Source organism: Wocania ichthyoenteri Th78, assembly GCF_000789235.1.
Classification (GTDB): domain Bacteria; phylum Bacteroidota; class Bacteroidia; order Flavobacteriales; family Flavobacteriaceae; genus Wocania_A; species Wocania_A ichthyoenteri.
On sequence record NZ_KN525716.1, the window covers coordinates 3,501,615 to 3,514,861 of the forward strand.

At 32.0% G+C, this 13,247-nt stretch carries 16 protein-coding genes; 8 read left to right on the plus strand and 8 right to left on the minus strand.

Annotated elements, in window-relative coordinates; translation table 11 throughout:
• Positions 1-31: 31 nt before the first annotated feature.
• The gene (locus RG22_RS15210) at positions 32-763 is read right to left on the minus strand and encodes a class I SAM-dependent methyltransferase (protein ID WP_034044808.1); all 732 of its coding nucleotides are present in this window, start codon (positions 761-763) and stop codon (positions 32-34) included.
• A gap of 232 nt (positions 764-995) precedes the next feature.
• Between RG22_RS15210 and RG22_RS15215 the strand changes: the two genes are divergently transcribed.
• Positions 996-2,153, plus strand: coding sequence for a THUMP domain-containing class I SAM-dependent RNA methyltransferase (locus tag RG22_RS15215; protein ID WP_034044810.1), 1,158 nt, complete (start codon positions 996-998; stop codon positions 2,151-2,153).
• Positions 2,154-2,401: 248 nt separating this feature from the next.
• Here the strand turns inward: RG22_RS15215 and RG22_RS15220 are convergent, their stop codons facing one another.
• The 3 genes from RG22_RS15220 to rlmD are packed head-to-tail and all read right to left on the minus strand — an operon-like array spanning position 2,402 to position 5,102.
• Positions 2,402-3,130: a DUF6048 family protein gene (locus RG22_RS15220; protein WP_034044812.1), complete on the minus strand. Its 729-nt coding sequence runs from the start codon at positions 3,128-3,130 to the stop codon at positions 2,402-2,404.
• The gene (locus RG22_RS15225) at positions 3,096-3,641 is read right to left on the minus strand and encodes a DUF6452 family protein (protein ID WP_156113398.1); all 546 of its coding nucleotides are present in this window, start codon (positions 3,639-3,641) and stop codon (positions 3,096-3,098) included. The genes RG22_RS15220 and RG22_RS15225 overlap by 35 nt, the downstream gene beginning before the upstream one ends.
• A 48-nt stretch (positions 3,642-3,689) precedes the next feature.
• Positions 3,690-5,102, minus strand: coding sequence for a 23S rRNA (uracil(1939)-C(5))-methyltransferase RlmD (gene rlmD / locus RG22_RS15230; protein ID WP_034044815.1), 1,413 nt, complete (start codon positions 5,100-5,102; stop codon positions 3,690-3,692).
• A 117-nt stretch (positions 5,103-5,219) separates the two neighbouring features.
• Here rlmD and RG22_RS15235 point away from each other — a divergent pair, with 117 nt between their 5' ends.
• From RG22_RS15235 to RG22_RS15255, 5 genes are all read left to right on the plus strand, one after another.
• Positions 5,220-5,738: a hypothetical protein gene (locus RG22_RS15235; RefSeq protein WP_034044817.1), complete on the plus strand. Its 519-nt coding sequence runs from the start codon at positions 5,220-5,222 to the stop codon at positions 5,736-5,738.
• Positions 5,728-6,279 (plus strand): RNA polymerase sigma factor, encoded by a 552-nt coding sequence (locus RG22_RS15240; protein WP_034044819.1) that lies wholly within the window; start codon positions 5,728-5,730, stop codon positions 6,277-6,279. The genes RG22_RS15235 and RG22_RS15240 overlap by 11 nt, the downstream gene beginning before the upstream one ends.
• Before the next feature lie 63 nt (positions 6,280-6,342).
• The gene (locus RG22_RS15245; protein WP_034044821.1) at positions 6,343-6,726 is read left to right on the plus strand and encodes a DUF6768 family protein; all 384 of its coding nucleotides are present in this window, start codon (positions 6,343-6,345) and stop codon (positions 6,724-6,726) included.
• Positions 6,727-6,884: 158 nt separating this feature from the next.
• Positions 6,885-8,129 (plus strand): ornithine--oxo-acid transaminase, encoded by a 1,245-nt coding sequence (gene rocD, locus RG22_RS15250; protein ID WP_034044823.1) that lies wholly within the window; start codon positions 6,885-6,887, stop codon positions 8,127-8,129.
• Between the two features lie 164 nt (positions 8,130-8,293).
• The gene (locus RG22_RS15255; protein ID WP_162183657.1) at positions 8,294-8,593 is read left to right on the plus strand and encodes a DUF5362 family protein; all 300 of its coding nucleotides are present in this window, start codon (positions 8,294-8,296) and stop codon (positions 8,591-8,593) included.
• A 90-nt stretch (positions 8,594-8,683) separates the two neighbouring features.
• Here the strand turns inward: RG22_RS15255 and RG22_RS15260 are convergent, their stop codons facing one another.
• The 3 genes from RG22_RS15260 to RG22_RS15270 form a co-directional block, all read right to left on the minus strand.
• Positions 8,684-9,016 carry a CCC motif membrane protein gene (locus RG22_RS15260; protein WP_034044825.1) on the minus strand — a complete coding sequence of 111 codons (333 nt, stop codon included), beginning with the start codon at positions 9,014-9,016 and terminating at the stop codon, positions 8,684-8,686.
• 9 nt (positions 9,017-9,025) lie between these two features.
• Positions 9,026-9,316, minus strand: coding sequence for a DUF2752 domain-containing protein (locus tag RG22_RS15265; protein ID WP_034044827.1), 291 nt, complete (start codon positions 9,314-9,316; stop codon positions 9,026-9,028).
• 73 nt (positions 9,317-9,389) lie between these two features.
• Positions 9,390-11,261: a T9SS type A sorting domain-containing protein gene (locus RG22_RS15270; protein ID WP_034044828.1), complete on the minus strand. Its 1,872-nt coding sequence runs from the start codon at positions 11,259-11,261 to the stop codon at positions 9,390-9,392.
• Between the two features lie 166 nt (positions 11,262-11,427).
• Between RG22_RS15270 and RG22_RS15275 the strand changes: the two genes are divergently transcribed.
• Positions 11,428-11,628 carry a hypothetical protein gene (locus RG22_RS15275; RefSeq protein WP_034044830.1) on the plus strand — a complete coding sequence of 67 codons (201 nt, stop codon included), beginning with the start codon at positions 11,428-11,430 and terminating at the stop codon, positions 11,626-11,628.
• The gene (locus RG22_RS15280) at positions 11,625-12,188 is read left to right on the plus strand and encodes a Smr/MutS family protein (protein WP_034044832.1); all 564 of its coding nucleotides are present in this window, start codon (positions 11,625-11,627) and stop codon (positions 12,186-12,188) included. The genes RG22_RS15275 and RG22_RS15280 overlap by 4 nt, the downstream gene beginning before the upstream one ends.
• Here RG22_RS15280 and RG22_RS15285 read toward each other — a convergent pair.
• Complete coding sequence (locus tag RG22_RS15285; protein WP_034044834.1) at positions 12,181-13,086, minus strand: hypothetical protein; 906 nt, start codon at positions 13,084-13,086, stop codon at positions 12,181-12,183. The genes RG22_RS15280 and RG22_RS15285 overlap by 8 nt on opposite strands.
• Positions 13,087-13,247: the final 161 nt, after the last annotated feature.

Genomic DNA, 13,247 nt, shown 5'->3' on the forward strand with positions numbered 1-13,247 from the left:
CAGTGATAATAATTAAATGTCGATTATCGACCTATTTGAAAATCATTATTAAACGCTCCGATGCTTTGGTATTAAATTTATGCAATTTATAATCACCAAAAACATCCAATAAATGTACATTGGCAGCCTCAAACATCACTTCAAAATCATTTAAAGAAAAGGCTTTAACACGCTCCTGAAAATTATAATCGTTGCCATCTGCAATAAACGAAATATCTTTTATAACATATCCGTCTTCCACATAACGCTTTAAATTAAAGGTAATCCCATCAACCGTTTTAACCTCTTCGGGCACTAAATTATCAATAACAAATTCGCTATTCATAAAATCAATTACCCCAAAACCAAAGTCGTTTAAATTGGCAACAATAGCTTTAATCGTGTTTAAATTATCTTCATCTTTTTCAAAATACCCAAAACTAGTAAACAAATTAAAAACCGCATCAAACTGTTTATGGTAAGGTTTACACATGTTGTGTACCTCAAAACGGAGACTATTATTTTCAAACTGTTTCGCAAAATTAATGCTGTTTTCACTCAAATCAACACCCGTAACATCGTAACCAATTTTGTTTAAATACCGTGCGTGTCTGCCTTTGCCGCAAGCCAAATCTAAAATAGTACCACGTTCGGGGATATTCAAATAATTCGTCAACGTATCCATAAACGCATGCGCCTCGGTATCATCCCTATCCTTATATAAAATGTGGTAAAATGGCGTATCAAACCATGACGTAAACCATTTTGTAGTGTTATTATTCATCTGTTTTTTTTGGGGTTACCGCGCTTTGGCGCGGTCAGGCTTTCCGCTATATCTTTTTAAAACGTCATTGCGAGGACGAAGGACGTGGCAATCTGCCAAATTTTAGTTCTCAACAAAATTACTCCAAGTCCGTATTAAAAAGGATGCCGCATCAATCCTTAACCCATTATCTGCAATTGCTAGTTAATTTGTGCAAAATTACGTTATTTTTGCAATCTATTCGACGTAAAAAATGGAAGAAAATTTCAACATGGTTGCCAAAACCTTATTTGGTTTTGAAGAACTACTATCAAAAGAACTCACACAACTCGGTGCACGAGATGTGAAAATAGGGGTGCGTAATGTGGCTTTTTCCGGTGATAAAGGCTTTATGTACAAAGCTAATTTAGCATTGCGTACCGCTGTTAAAATTTTAAAGCCTATACATTCGTTTACCGTAAATAGCGAAAAAGATTTATACGATAAAATCTATGCGATAGATTGGTCGCAATACCTTAAACCTACAGGAACATTGGCAGTCGATGCTACTATACATTCCGATTTGTTTTCGCATTCATTGTACATTGCGCAAAAAACAAAAGATGCGATAGTCGATAAATTTAGAGATACTACTGGCGAGCGACCAAACGTCGATTTAAAATTTCCAGACCTAAAAATAAATGTGCATATCGATAGACGACAATGCACCATTTCGTTAGATTCTTCTGGAGATTCTCTGCATAAACGTGGTTATAAAATGGCGACTAATATCGCACCCATAAACGAGGTTTTAGCAGCAGGATTAATTATGTTATCTGGTTGGGACGGGCAATCCGATTTCATGGACCCTATGTGTGGTTCGGGCACTATGCTTATTGAAGCGGCGATGATAGCCTGTAATATTCCACCAAACCTCATGCGAAAAGAATTTGCCTTTGAGCGTTGGCAAGATTGGGATGTTGAATTATTTGAGAAAATTGAAGAATCATTATTGGGTAAAACACGCGATTTTCATCATAAAATAATAGGTTATGATAAAGCACCAAGTGCGGTAAGTAAAGCTAAAGACAATGTTAAAAACGCTCAATTAGAAGATTTTATAGAAGTTAAGCACGAAGACTTTTTTAAAACCCAAAAAGCTGGCGACGACAAATTACACATGGTATTTAACCCACCGTACGGCGAGCGTTTAAATTTGGATATGGAATCTTTTTATGCAAATATTGGCGATACCCTAAAACAAAATTACCCAGGCACCGATGCTTGGTTTATTACCTCAAACCTTGATGCACTTAAATATGTAGGTTTACGACCATCACGTAAAATACACTTGTTTAACGCCAAACTCGAAGCGCGTTTAGTTAAATATGTGATGTATGAAGGTAGTAAAAAGGGGAAGTATATGAAGTAACACGTCATTGTGAAGGAGGAACGACGTGGCAATTTTTTATATTGAACCGTCATTGCGAACGAAGTGAAGCAATCTCTTAAATTGAAACCTTTAACATTTAAAATAGTTTTGCATTGTGTATTATAGTCAATTATTGGCAGATTGCCACGTCGTGCCTACTCGAAATGACGAACATAATTAGCAAATCACTATACTTCGCCTTCGCTCAGTGCAAGCTAGGAACTCCTTATCAATGACGTAAAAAAAAACTATTTATCCTTTTTATAAAGCGGAATACGATAAGAAATGGTATAACTATAACCCACACCAATACGACTGCTATCGTACGTTTTATTAAATCCAGGGATGTAGATGTTTTGAAAGTTTTCTGGTTCTGTTTCGCTAACTAAACCTTTGAGTTGTACGTTTAAACCCATGTACAAATTATTAAAAATTTCGGCTTTTATACCAAGTATTAGTTCTATCCAAATAGCGGTTAAACCATCAAATTCTTTTGGTGTTGTTGATGCGAATTGTTCGCCCCAATATTGGTTAGTATTATAAACATTAAAACTATTTAATGTTTGAGTAAACGAACTGGCACCAACGCGAAACCCAGTGTAAATCATATTATCCATATCTAACCAATTTTGATATAGATTATAGTCAATTCCACCTTTTAAATAACTTCCTTTAGTTGTTATATTTAAATAATCGGTTACATTGGTTTTTTCTTCAATACCAATTTCACCTGCGATGTATAATTTTTTTTTGATTCTGTAATCGGCTATAATTTCAAAACCTGTATAATCGTCTTCAAGAGCCGTTCTAGCAAGTTTACCAATATCGCCACCTATACGAAGTCCGTACTTTTCTTTAACTTTTAGTGAGTCGTTTAAAGTACTAGGAATGCTATCGTTTTGCGCATTTACAGACACACAAAAAAGTAGCGTAAATATACTACTAATGAAATAAGTTAAAATGTGTTTCTGTTTCATCTTCTACAGATTGAGGGTTATTTACAGGTTGTATTAATTGTATCCAGTTATCGGTATCATTATCAATAGAAACGGTAACATCTTTAAAAATGGTTTTATAACCACAAGCACGCGATACGTAAACTTCTTCTCTGGTGTAGTTTATGGTTATTATATCTTGGTTGCCTTCAGCAAAATCGTCTGAAGTATCATCCGGTGTTCCATTATCGTTTATTGAATAGTCTTGTATAAGTTGATATTGTGTAGTGTCTTCAGTTGTTTTTAAAGGCAAAATAATATTATTGGTTGTAACTACTGCATATCCCGGTAAAACATTTTCATTTTCAACACCAGCAATTAGTAAGCCAAATACATTTTTACTATCATCTTGATTAGTAATATCAAAAGCATCAATAATCAAACTTGGTGTAGTTGGTGTGCTTTCGGGACACAAATCGTCGCGTTCGCAACTTACTGTAATTCCAATTACTAATGCAATAATTGGTAAAAAAAGATATTTAAGATATTTCATTTTCATTTTTTACAAATAAACGAATTAACAAATAAACGTATAAACACGTTAACGTTTTTCAAGCAACACTACATTTTCAACATGAAACGTTTGCGGAAACATATCTACTGCTTGTGTTTTTGTAACTTTATATATATCATCCATTAACGCTAAATCTCTAGCTTGTGTTGCACTATTACAGCTTACATAAACAATTTTTTTAGGCGCGATATTTAATATTTGTTGCACCACGTCTTTATGCATGCCGTCTCGTGGCGGATCGGTGATTATAACATCTGGTTGTCCGTGTGCATTGATAAACTCGGTATTAAAAACGCGTTTCATATCGCCAACAAAGAAATCAACGTTATTAATGTTATTTAATTGTGCATTCTCTTTGGCTGCTGTAATAGCATCTGGTACAGACTCAACACCAATTACTTTGCTCGCTTTTTTGGCGACAAATTGAGCAATGGTTCCTGTACCTGTATATAAATCGTAAACCAGTTCATTTCCTGTTAATCCAGCAAAATTGCGTGTTATTTTGTATAATTCGTATGCTTGGGCGGAATTGGTTTGGTAAAACGATTTGGCATTTATTTTAAAACGCAAACTTTCCATTTCTTCAAAAATATGGTCAGTTCCTCTATAACAAATAACGTCTTGATCGTAAATAGTATCGTTTGCTTTTTCGTTTATAACATACTGTAACGAAGTTATTTGCGGAAAGGTTTCTACAAGAAAATCCAATAATAATTCACGTTTAGTTTTATCTTCTTTAAAAAACTGAATCATAACCATAATATCTCCAGTACTTGAGGTACGAATCATCATTGTTCGCAATAATCCCGTTTGATTTCGGGTGTTGAAAAATTCTAATTTATTATCAATAGCAAATTGCTTTACAGCATTACGAATTGCATTTGATGGATCAGCTTGTAAGTGACATTTTTTAATATCTAAAATTTTATCCCACATGCCTGGGATATGAAATCCTAAAGCATTTTTATCGCCTAAATCTGCATCCGATTGTACTTCTTCAATAGTTAACCAACGCGAATCGCTAAACGAAAACTCCATTTTATTTCTGTAGAAATACTGATTTTTAGTACCTAAAATTGGTGTAACTTCTGGCAACTCAATATGTCCAATACGTGTTAAGTTATTAGTAACTTCTTTTTGTTTATAAAACAGTTGGTGTTCGTAGCCCATATCTTGCCATTTACAGCCGCCACAGGTTCCAAAATGCTCGCAAGCAGGTTCGGTTCTTTTATCAGATAATTTATGAAAAACCGTTGCTTTGCCCTCGTAATAGGCTTTTCGCTTTTTAAAGGTTTGCACATCAACCACATCGCCAGGTACGGCGTTTGGTAAAAAAACCACTTTCCCATCGGGTGCTTTGGCTATGGTTTTTCCTTTTGCACCAGCATCTATTACTTCTACGTTTTCAAAAACTTGTTTTCTTGCTTTTCTTCTAGACATGCTGCAAAAATAATAATAGCAATAAATAAATATGGCTTTATTTCGATTAACTTTAACCGGTTATTAAAATAAGTTGAAAATAAATGAACCTTTTGTAATGTTTACTGTCTTTATAGTATGCAGGTTACAAATGTTCACAAACGAAAAATTAATCAGTCTAAAGTAGAAGTGATTAAGTTATTAAACACATTGTCAACTAAATACGATAAAATTTGGCCTTATGAAAAATGGCCAGCTATTCGTTTTAAAAACGGATTAAAAGTAGGTTCAGAAGGAGGTCATGGCCCAATAAAATATACGGTTGCTAGTATTGATTATAATGGTTGTATCGTCTTCAGTTTTACTAATACAGGGTTTAATGGAAATCATACACTTAAAGTTGAAGAGCTTAGTAATTCTGAAGTTGAGATATCGCATACTATTAAAATGAAAACTTCTGGGGCTGTTATTTTTTATTGGTTATTTATAGTTAAATGGTTACACGATGCCTTAATTGAAGATGCTTTTGATAAATTAGAAAATCAGTTTTCATTAGAAAAAAAAGAAACAAAATATAATTTTTGGGTAAAATTCCTTAGGATGATTAAAAGCAAAAAAAGTAAAACGCATTATAAATTAAATGTGATTGAAAAATGATAAAACCATAGATGCGATGTTGGTAACCCAATACCTTTCTGGAGATGCTAATGCACTTACAGAGTTGGTTAAACGCTGGCACAAACTGTTTTGCGAAAAGGCGTATTGGTTGGTTAAAGATGCCGATGTTGCCAAAGATATTGCTCAGGAAAGTTGGAAAACCATTATAGTCAAGATTGATAAATTGCAAGACCCTAAAAGCTTCGGCGCTTGGGCGTTACGAATTGTTTACACTAAGGCTCTAGATCATATAAATTCGAATAAAAGAACACATAATAATTTAGAACATTACAAATACGAACAAGATATTATGGTTGTTGAAAATGAGACTGATGAATCTTTAAAAAAAGCACTTTTAAAAGCGATTAAAAACTTGGTTGAACACCAACAAACCGTCATTAAATTGTTTTATGTTGAGGACTATTCATTAAAAGAAATTAGCGATATTTTAAATATATCTGTCGGAACTGCTAAATCAAGATTATTTCATGCCAGAGAAAAATTGAAAGACACATTACAAGAAAAACGAAACGATTATTAACATATTTTTGCTAAAGTTTACGTTAAGCGTAGTCTAAATGCGAAAATAAAAAATAAATTAATTATGAAAAATAATATGGAAGACATCGATAAATTAATAAAAGAAACATTAACCCAAGAGGAAGCTAAGTTTTATGACGATTTAGATGAGCAAAATGCACTGCAAATGGTAGGCGGATTATTTAAAGGAAAAAACAAATGGTTGCTAGTTATGATGAATATTATGACTTTAGTTTTTTTTGGATTATTTATTTACTGTTTAATACAATTTTTTAATGTAGAAGAAACTAAAGATTTATTAAAATGGGGGTTAGGAAGCCTTGTATTCTTGCTTGGTGTAAGCATGTTAAAGGTGTTTGCATGGATGCAAATGGACAAGAATGCTATTTTAAGAGAAATGAAACGATTAGAACTACAAGTATCATCTTTATATCATAAAATCAGATAGAATTTTAAAACGCCATAAATATTTATTAATATTGCAATTCCTAGGGATGATTTCTCTCCCACGCTGCTTTTTCGGATTCTTCGAAAGAATAAAGGTACAGAAGGAATGGTTATTTTAGATATCCATTTGTTTGGGTATTAACTTTAAAATTTATTAAAATGGCTGTTTTAGACCACATTTCGTCGCAAGAAGCGATGGCATTAGAAAACAAGTATGGCGCTCAAAATTATCATCCACTTCCTGTAGTATTAAGTAGAGGAGAAGGTGTTTATGTTTGGGACGTAGAAGGTAAGCAATACTACGATTTTTTGTCGGCTTATTCATCTGTAAATCAAGGGCATTGTCACCCAAAAATTGTTGAGGCTTTAACAAAGCAATCGCAAACACTTACATTAACTTCGCGCGCATTTTACAACGATATGCTTGGGAAATACGAAAAGTATGTGACTGAGTATTTTGGTTTCGATAAAGTATTACCAATAAATACAGGAGCAGAAGCTGTTGAAACCGCATTAAAAGTATGCCGAAAATGGGCTTACGAGGTTAAAGGCATTGATACAAATAAAGCAAAAATTATTGTTTGTAAAAACAACTTTCATGGGCGAACAACGACTATTATTTCGTTTTCTAACGATCCTGTAGCTCGTAAAAATTTTGGACCGTTTACTGATGGATTTATTAAAATTGAATACGATAATCTTCAAGCTCTAGAAGATACTTTAGAAAGTAGTTCTGATATTGCTGGATTTTTAGTTGAACCCATTCAAGGTGAAGCGGGAGTTTATGTTCCAAGCGAAGGTTATTTAGCAAAGGCAAAGGCTTTATGCGAAAAATATAACGTGTTATTTATCGCAGACGAAGTACAAACTGGTATTGCCAGAACAGGAAGAATGCTTGCTGTTGATCATGAAAATGTTAAACCAGACATTTTAGTTTTAGGTAAGGCGTTAAGCGGTGGCATTTATCCTGTATCTGCGGTGTTAGCCAATAATGAGATTATGAGTGTTATCAGACCTGGAAATCACGGTAGTACTTATGGCGGAAATCCTGTTGCAGCAGCAGTTGCAATGGCGGCATTAGATGTAGTAAAAGATGAACAACTTACTGAAAATGCTGAACGTTTAGGAATACTATTTAGAGCTGAAATAAATAAATATATCGAGGAAAGTAATATTGTTAATTTAGTTAGAGGAAAAGGGCTTTTAAATGCCATTGTAATTAATGATGATGAAGACAGTGATACCGCTTGGAATATTTGTTTAGCATTACGCGATAACGGTTTGCTTGCAAAACCAACACACGGAAACATTATCCGTTTTGCACCACCTTTAGTAATGACTGAAGCCCAATTATTAGATTGCGTAAGCATCATTACAGAGACCTTAAAAAAGTTTGAAAACTAAATAATATGGAACAAAAATCGGCTTTTGAAAGTTTTGAGCTAGAAGTAAATGATGAGATTAAAGGCTTGTTAAAATAAACATCATCATGGACTTATTTCCTGTCTATACTCGGTTTTATAGGTATAGGACTTATGGTTATTTTTGGAATATTTTTTGGTGCCATAATGAGTTCAAGTGCATTGGGAGATAATAATCCGTATGCAGCTATGGGCTTTTCAATGGGTTATTTTGGACTTATATATGTAGTTATGGCACTCATTTATTTTTTTCCAATTTATTATTTATTCAATTTTTCGAGAAAGATGAAAAGCGCTTTAAGCACCGCTAATAAAGATGATTTTAAATCGGCTTTCACTAATTTAAAATCGCATTATAAATACATGGGTATTTTTACTATTGTAATTATTAGTATTTATGTTTTAATAATTGTTGGCAGTATGTTGTTTGCAGCATCTTCATTTTAAAAAAAATAATATTTATTGTATAAAAAAAGCGACCAAGGTTGTTGAGGAAACTCAAAACATGGTCGCTTTTTTTTTGTTATAGTGAAAATTTTATTGTCCCATCATTTCTTGTATTCTTTCTTGTAAAAGCTCTTGGTCTTGCATAGTGTCCCAACCAAAAGTTGTTACAGCCCATAAAACAAAAAGTAAATATAATGCGCTTAATACAATTCCTATAATAGCTAAAATTTTACCAGTTTTTACATTCTGAAATCCAGTATAGCCTTCTGGATTTTCAGCATAAACTTTAGTGGCTTTGTTTGCTAATACTATAGCTACAATACCAAGTATTAAGCCTATTATACCGTAGCAACAGCATGTTACAATTGATAAGATTCCGAATACTAAAATAAGCGTTGCATTTGGTAGTTTTTGTTGTTCCATGTTTTTGATTTATTTGATTATAAAAGTTTTAATTATAAAATTCCCAATGATAATTGTAACATTAAGAATAGCCAAAATAATAATAATTTTATTAGCGTACTTAAAATTTTTAAATGTATTTATGGCAACTATCACAAAAAGCAGTATTAACGTATATATTGCTGGATACATATAAAAGGCATCAACAAAATTTCCATGACCTATTAAAGATATTGAGCGTTGCATACCGCAACCCATACAATCCACCCCAAAAAGTTTTTTGTTTAAACAGGGCAGCATATAGTCTTCTAAAGCTTGCATTAAAAGTTTAAGTTTTTTCCAAATTTAGACAAAAGTGTGAGTAAATAACAGTTTTTAAAAACTAAATTGATGTTTAATTTTTATTAGAAATTATTACTTTTTTAGTGAAATTTTGATTGTTAGACGAGCTAATTCTAGCGATATAAACACCATCACTCAAAGATTTTGTAGAAAATGTATAGCTGTTTTTTGTTTCTAAAATGTTTTGATTCAATACTTGCTTTCCAGAAACATCAAATAAGTTAAACGATTTTATATTTAAAGCGTTAGGGTTTATAATTTTTAATTCTGAAATGGTATTGTTTTGAAAGATGTTGAAATCATTAAAAATAGTAGTATCAACAGTTAATGATTGACTATTAAAAGTAATCTCAAAACGATTGTTGTATGTGCCTTTTTCTAAAATAATTTCAAAAGCTCCATTTTTAACATCTGTGTAGGTATTATTAACGTTATCATAAACATAAATGTCTACATCTGTTGGTACATCTTTTAATTGGTTAACTTTAATGCTAAAAGGTGTATTGTCATTCTCAGCTTTTAAGCCAAAGGGAATTCTTGTTGTTTCATCATAATTAATAGACTTAATAGTCAGTTCTTGATTTTCTGAAATTAAATAAGCATCAGAATTTAACGAATGAATATTTATACCGTCATAAAATCGATTGTAGGTTATATTATTTGGTGTAGAATTTCGAAAAGCAATTACATTTTCTTTATAAAAAGTATTGTTTACTTTGGTGTGTATCCTAATTTCTGGAATAACTGTTGGGTTTTCTAAAACAGATTTGTAGTCTACTTTATTATGAGACATAATAATAGTTTCTTTTTTTGAATCCTTTTTTTCTTTATTAGATTTTGCAAAGATAGAGCCATCACCTCCAGTAGTAGAATCTTCAATTCTATAAATGCGCATACTGTTTGTAAACTCGAAATTCCCTCCAGAACCATTACTACTTACAACAAAACCTTGACCTACTGCAGCAAAACGCCTTGAGTTGTTAGCGCTATAATCGGTAGTGTTGCCGGTAGTTGTTGTGTTTGTACTACCATCTCCATTATAGCTTTCAAAAGCAGCAGTAGCATAAGTTCCATTATCTGCTAAATTACCAGGTGCACCAGGTGTGTAAATACTATATCCTCCTTCATAACTAGCCAATGTATGAGAATTTTTAGGTTTTTGTTCCCAAAAAAATATTTCTCCACTTAAAACTGTTTGATTTGTGGCGTTAATTAAAAATAATTTTAAGTCTAATGCTGAAGGGTATGGGTTTCCTGTTAAGGTTTCTGCTCTATTTGGTATTCCAGAATTTGGTTCATCGTCGGTACCATCATAAGCACAACTAACCGTAATAGTACCGTTATTTGGTCTGCCTCTAAAATCTAAAACATTATTAGAGTTTGGGCTTCCTTTTAGTGTAAACCCATAGCCAGTAGTAATTGGATTGTTATCGAAAACTTGATTCCAACCAAAATAACCTTCACCATCTATTAGAGTGTATATCCAATAATTTGAAAGTTGAGTAGCTGTACCATTATAAGAAGATGTAAATAAATATGCTGATGATGCAACGTTGGTTAAATCTGTATAATCTGCTGGATCATGCAAACTATTATCACCCTGAAAAGACACGTTTGCTTGCGTTGTACCATCTACACTTATGCCAACTGGAGAACACCAAAAATTATATTCATAAATGCCAGTGGTTTGATTTTGATAAATAGATAACTCACCAGCATCAGAATTTTTAGTATCTGCATTCTGTAAAAGTTGAGCATTACCTCTAAAATAAAGGTTAGATGTAGGAGTTTCAAGTCTAATATCATCATTTACAAATACAACTACGTCTCTTGAGTACAAATAAGTGTCATTTGCAACATATAAATCTTGAGCAAAAGATAGATTTGCAGTTAATAATAATATAATAGTAAATCTTAGGGGCATAAAAATATACTTAGTGTTTAAATAACAAATATAGTTTTTTTTAGTTAAATAGCAATATATCGTCTAAAAGTGTATTTAAACGATATATTGCTATTTAACCAAGAATTATTTATACAAAATCTATTTTTTAGCGTAATTTGGTTGTTTAATTTTAAGTGATTTATTAATGAAATATTTTAATTATATATTGATAGTTTTAGGTGCTATTATAGCTATATATTCAAAAACAGGAACTGATCAAAATCAGTATATTTTAATTGGAGGTATTGTGGTGCTAATGATTGGAATTTATAGAATTTCTAGAAATATTCCCAGTAAAAATATAAATGATGATTCTGTTGATACTAATAAAGAAGATATAATATGATTTTTAAAACTGGAGATGCCGTATTAGTTTTAGATGAAGATTTATCTGGTGTTATAAAAAAAATAAGCGGCGATTCTATTTCAATTGAAACTGAAGATGGTTTTTTGTTAGATTTTAAAGCAGATGAATTGGTTAAAAGTAAGTCTGATAAAGGCATGAAAGATGAATTGTTTTCGCATTCAAGTATTAATGCCGTTATTTCTGAAAAAGAACAACCAAAAAGGAAAGTCACAAAAAAAGTAAAAGCGAAAGATCGTTACGAGCCTACTATGGAGGTAGATTTGCATATTAATCAATTAGTAAGATCTCCAAAAGGGATGAGTAATCATGATATGCTAACCTTACAATTAGATACAGCTAGAAGACAGTTAGAATTCGCCATAAAAAACCGCATTCAAAAAATGGTATTTATCCATGGTGTTGGAGAAGGTGTTTTAAAAATAGAATTAGATTATCTTTTTGGGCGTTACAACAATGTAAAATTCTACGATGCCAATTACCAAAAATATGGTTTAGGAGCTACCGAAGTTTATATTTATCAAAATGTAGCTACTAATTAAAAGCTGGAGTTACAGTTCTTGTTCCTTTTGTTTTGCTATTAGATAACTCACCAAAATCAAGTTCGTCTTGAGATAAAATTTCTATATCAATTCCTTTTAAGTTTAAAATAACAATGTATGTTTGGCTTATCGTATGTTTTCTGTAAACAGTTGCAGGTGGTGTATCTGTATTTGCAACGTCTTTATTTAAATAATCTGCTCCAATATCGTTATTTGTAACATCGTTTATTGGGTTTTGGTCTTGTGTATTTGTTTCTTCATCTCTAGTATCAATACCATCACCATCATCATCTTTATCTAAATAATTTGGTACTCCATCACCATCAGTATCATCATTAGTAAAATCTCCATCCTTATTTAAATCTTCATCTTTAGTAGGCACATTATCACCATCGTCGTCTTCATCAATATAGTTTGGTAAACCATCACCATCTGTATCATCATTCTCTAAATTATCATCACCATTAACATCTTCTAATGCAGCAGGAACGCCATCATTATCATCTTCAGTTAAAGTTGTATTAATTACAGCTTCACAACTGCTATCATAATCATTTATAATATTAATATCTGAAGAGGGAATATCTTTACAAAATAAGTCGGTACCCGTAATTTTAGTATTACTATAAGTTCTGTAATTAAGTGTTCCTGTTTTTGCGGTGGTAAATGTGTTATCATCACCAACTGCTAAAAGATCATCAATTGTTAATGAAGTAATAATAACTGAAAGGGATTCAGATGGGTCACTTTTTGTTTTGTACAGCACTAAACCTTTAACACCTTGGCATGCACTATAATTACCTTCAAAATCTAATTCCACATCGATAATATCACCATCACTACAAGAAGAAAGACAAACAAAACTAAAAGTTAATAAAGTGAAAAATAATTTACGCATGTGTTTGGGTTTTAAAGCAAAAATATAGAATTGTTATTTATAACGTATCATATTGATAATAATTTTATTTCAAGTATTTTTGGCACTTAAAAGTGCATTGAATTATTTTATGCCGTTTTAAGTTGAAAAATAGATTAAACATCCATGACTAAATAATATAG

Excerpts from the sequence above, each read along its gene's own strand:
- RG22_RS15235 (WP_034044817.1), top strand. The coding sequence starts at position 5,220 with ATGCAGGTTACAAATGTTCACAAACGAAAAATTAATCAGTCTAAAGTA.
- RG22_RS15225 (WP_156113398.1), bottom strand. The coding sequence starts at position 3,641 with ATGAAATATCTTAAATATCTTTTTTTACCAATTATTGCATTAGTAATT.
- RG22_RS15210 (WP_034044808.1), bottom strand. The coding sequence starts at position 763 with ATGAATAATAACACTACAAAATGGTTTACGTCATGGTTTGATACGCCA.
- rocD (WP_034044823.1), top strand. The coding sequence starts at position 6,885 with ATGGCTGTTTTAGACCACATTTCGTCGCAAGAAGCGATGGCATTAGAA.
- rlmD (WP_034044815.1), bottom strand. The coding sequence starts at position 5,102 with ATGTCTAGAAGAAAAGCAAGAAAACAAGTTTTTGAAAACGTAGAAGTA.
- RG22_RS15265 (WP_034044827.1), bottom strand. The coding sequence starts at position 9,316 with ATGCAAGCTTTAGAAGACTATATGCTGCCCTGTTTAAACAAAAAACTT.
- RG22_RS15285 (WP_034044834.1), bottom strand. The coding sequence starts at position 13,086 with ATGCGTAAATTATTTTTCACTTTATTAACTTTTAGTTTTGTTTGTCTT.
- RG22_RS15215 (WP_034044810.1), top strand. The coding sequence starts at position 996 with ATGGAAGAAAATTTCAACATGGTTGCCAAAACCTTATTTGGTTTTGAA.
- RG22_RS15220 (WP_034044812.1), bottom strand. The coding sequence starts at position 3,130 with ATGAAACAGAAACACATTTTAACTTATTTCATTAGTAGTATATTTACG.
- RG22_RS15275 (WP_034044830.1), top strand. The coding sequence starts at position 11,428 with ATGAAATATTTTAATTATATATTGATAGTTTTAGGTGCTATTATAGCT.
- RG22_RS15255 (WP_162183657.1), top strand. The coding sequence starts at position 8,294 with ATGAGTTCAAGTGCATTGGGAGATAATAATCCGTATGCAGCTATGGGC.
- RG22_RS15245 (WP_034044821.1), top strand. The coding sequence starts at position 6,343 with ATGAAAAATAATATGGAAGACATCGATAAATTAATAAAAGAAACATTA.
- RG22_RS15270 (WP_034044828.1), bottom strand. The coding sequence starts at position 11,261 with ATGCCCCTAAGATTTACTATTATATTATTATTAACTGCAAATCTATCT.
- RG22_RS15260 (WP_034044825.1), bottom strand. The coding sequence starts at position 9,016 with ATGGAACAACAAAAACTACCAAATGCAACGCTTATTTTAGTATTCGGA.
- RG22_RS15280 (WP_034044832.1), top strand. The coding sequence starts at position 11,625 with ATGATTTTTAAAACTGGAGATGCCGTATTAGTTTTAGATGAAGATTTA.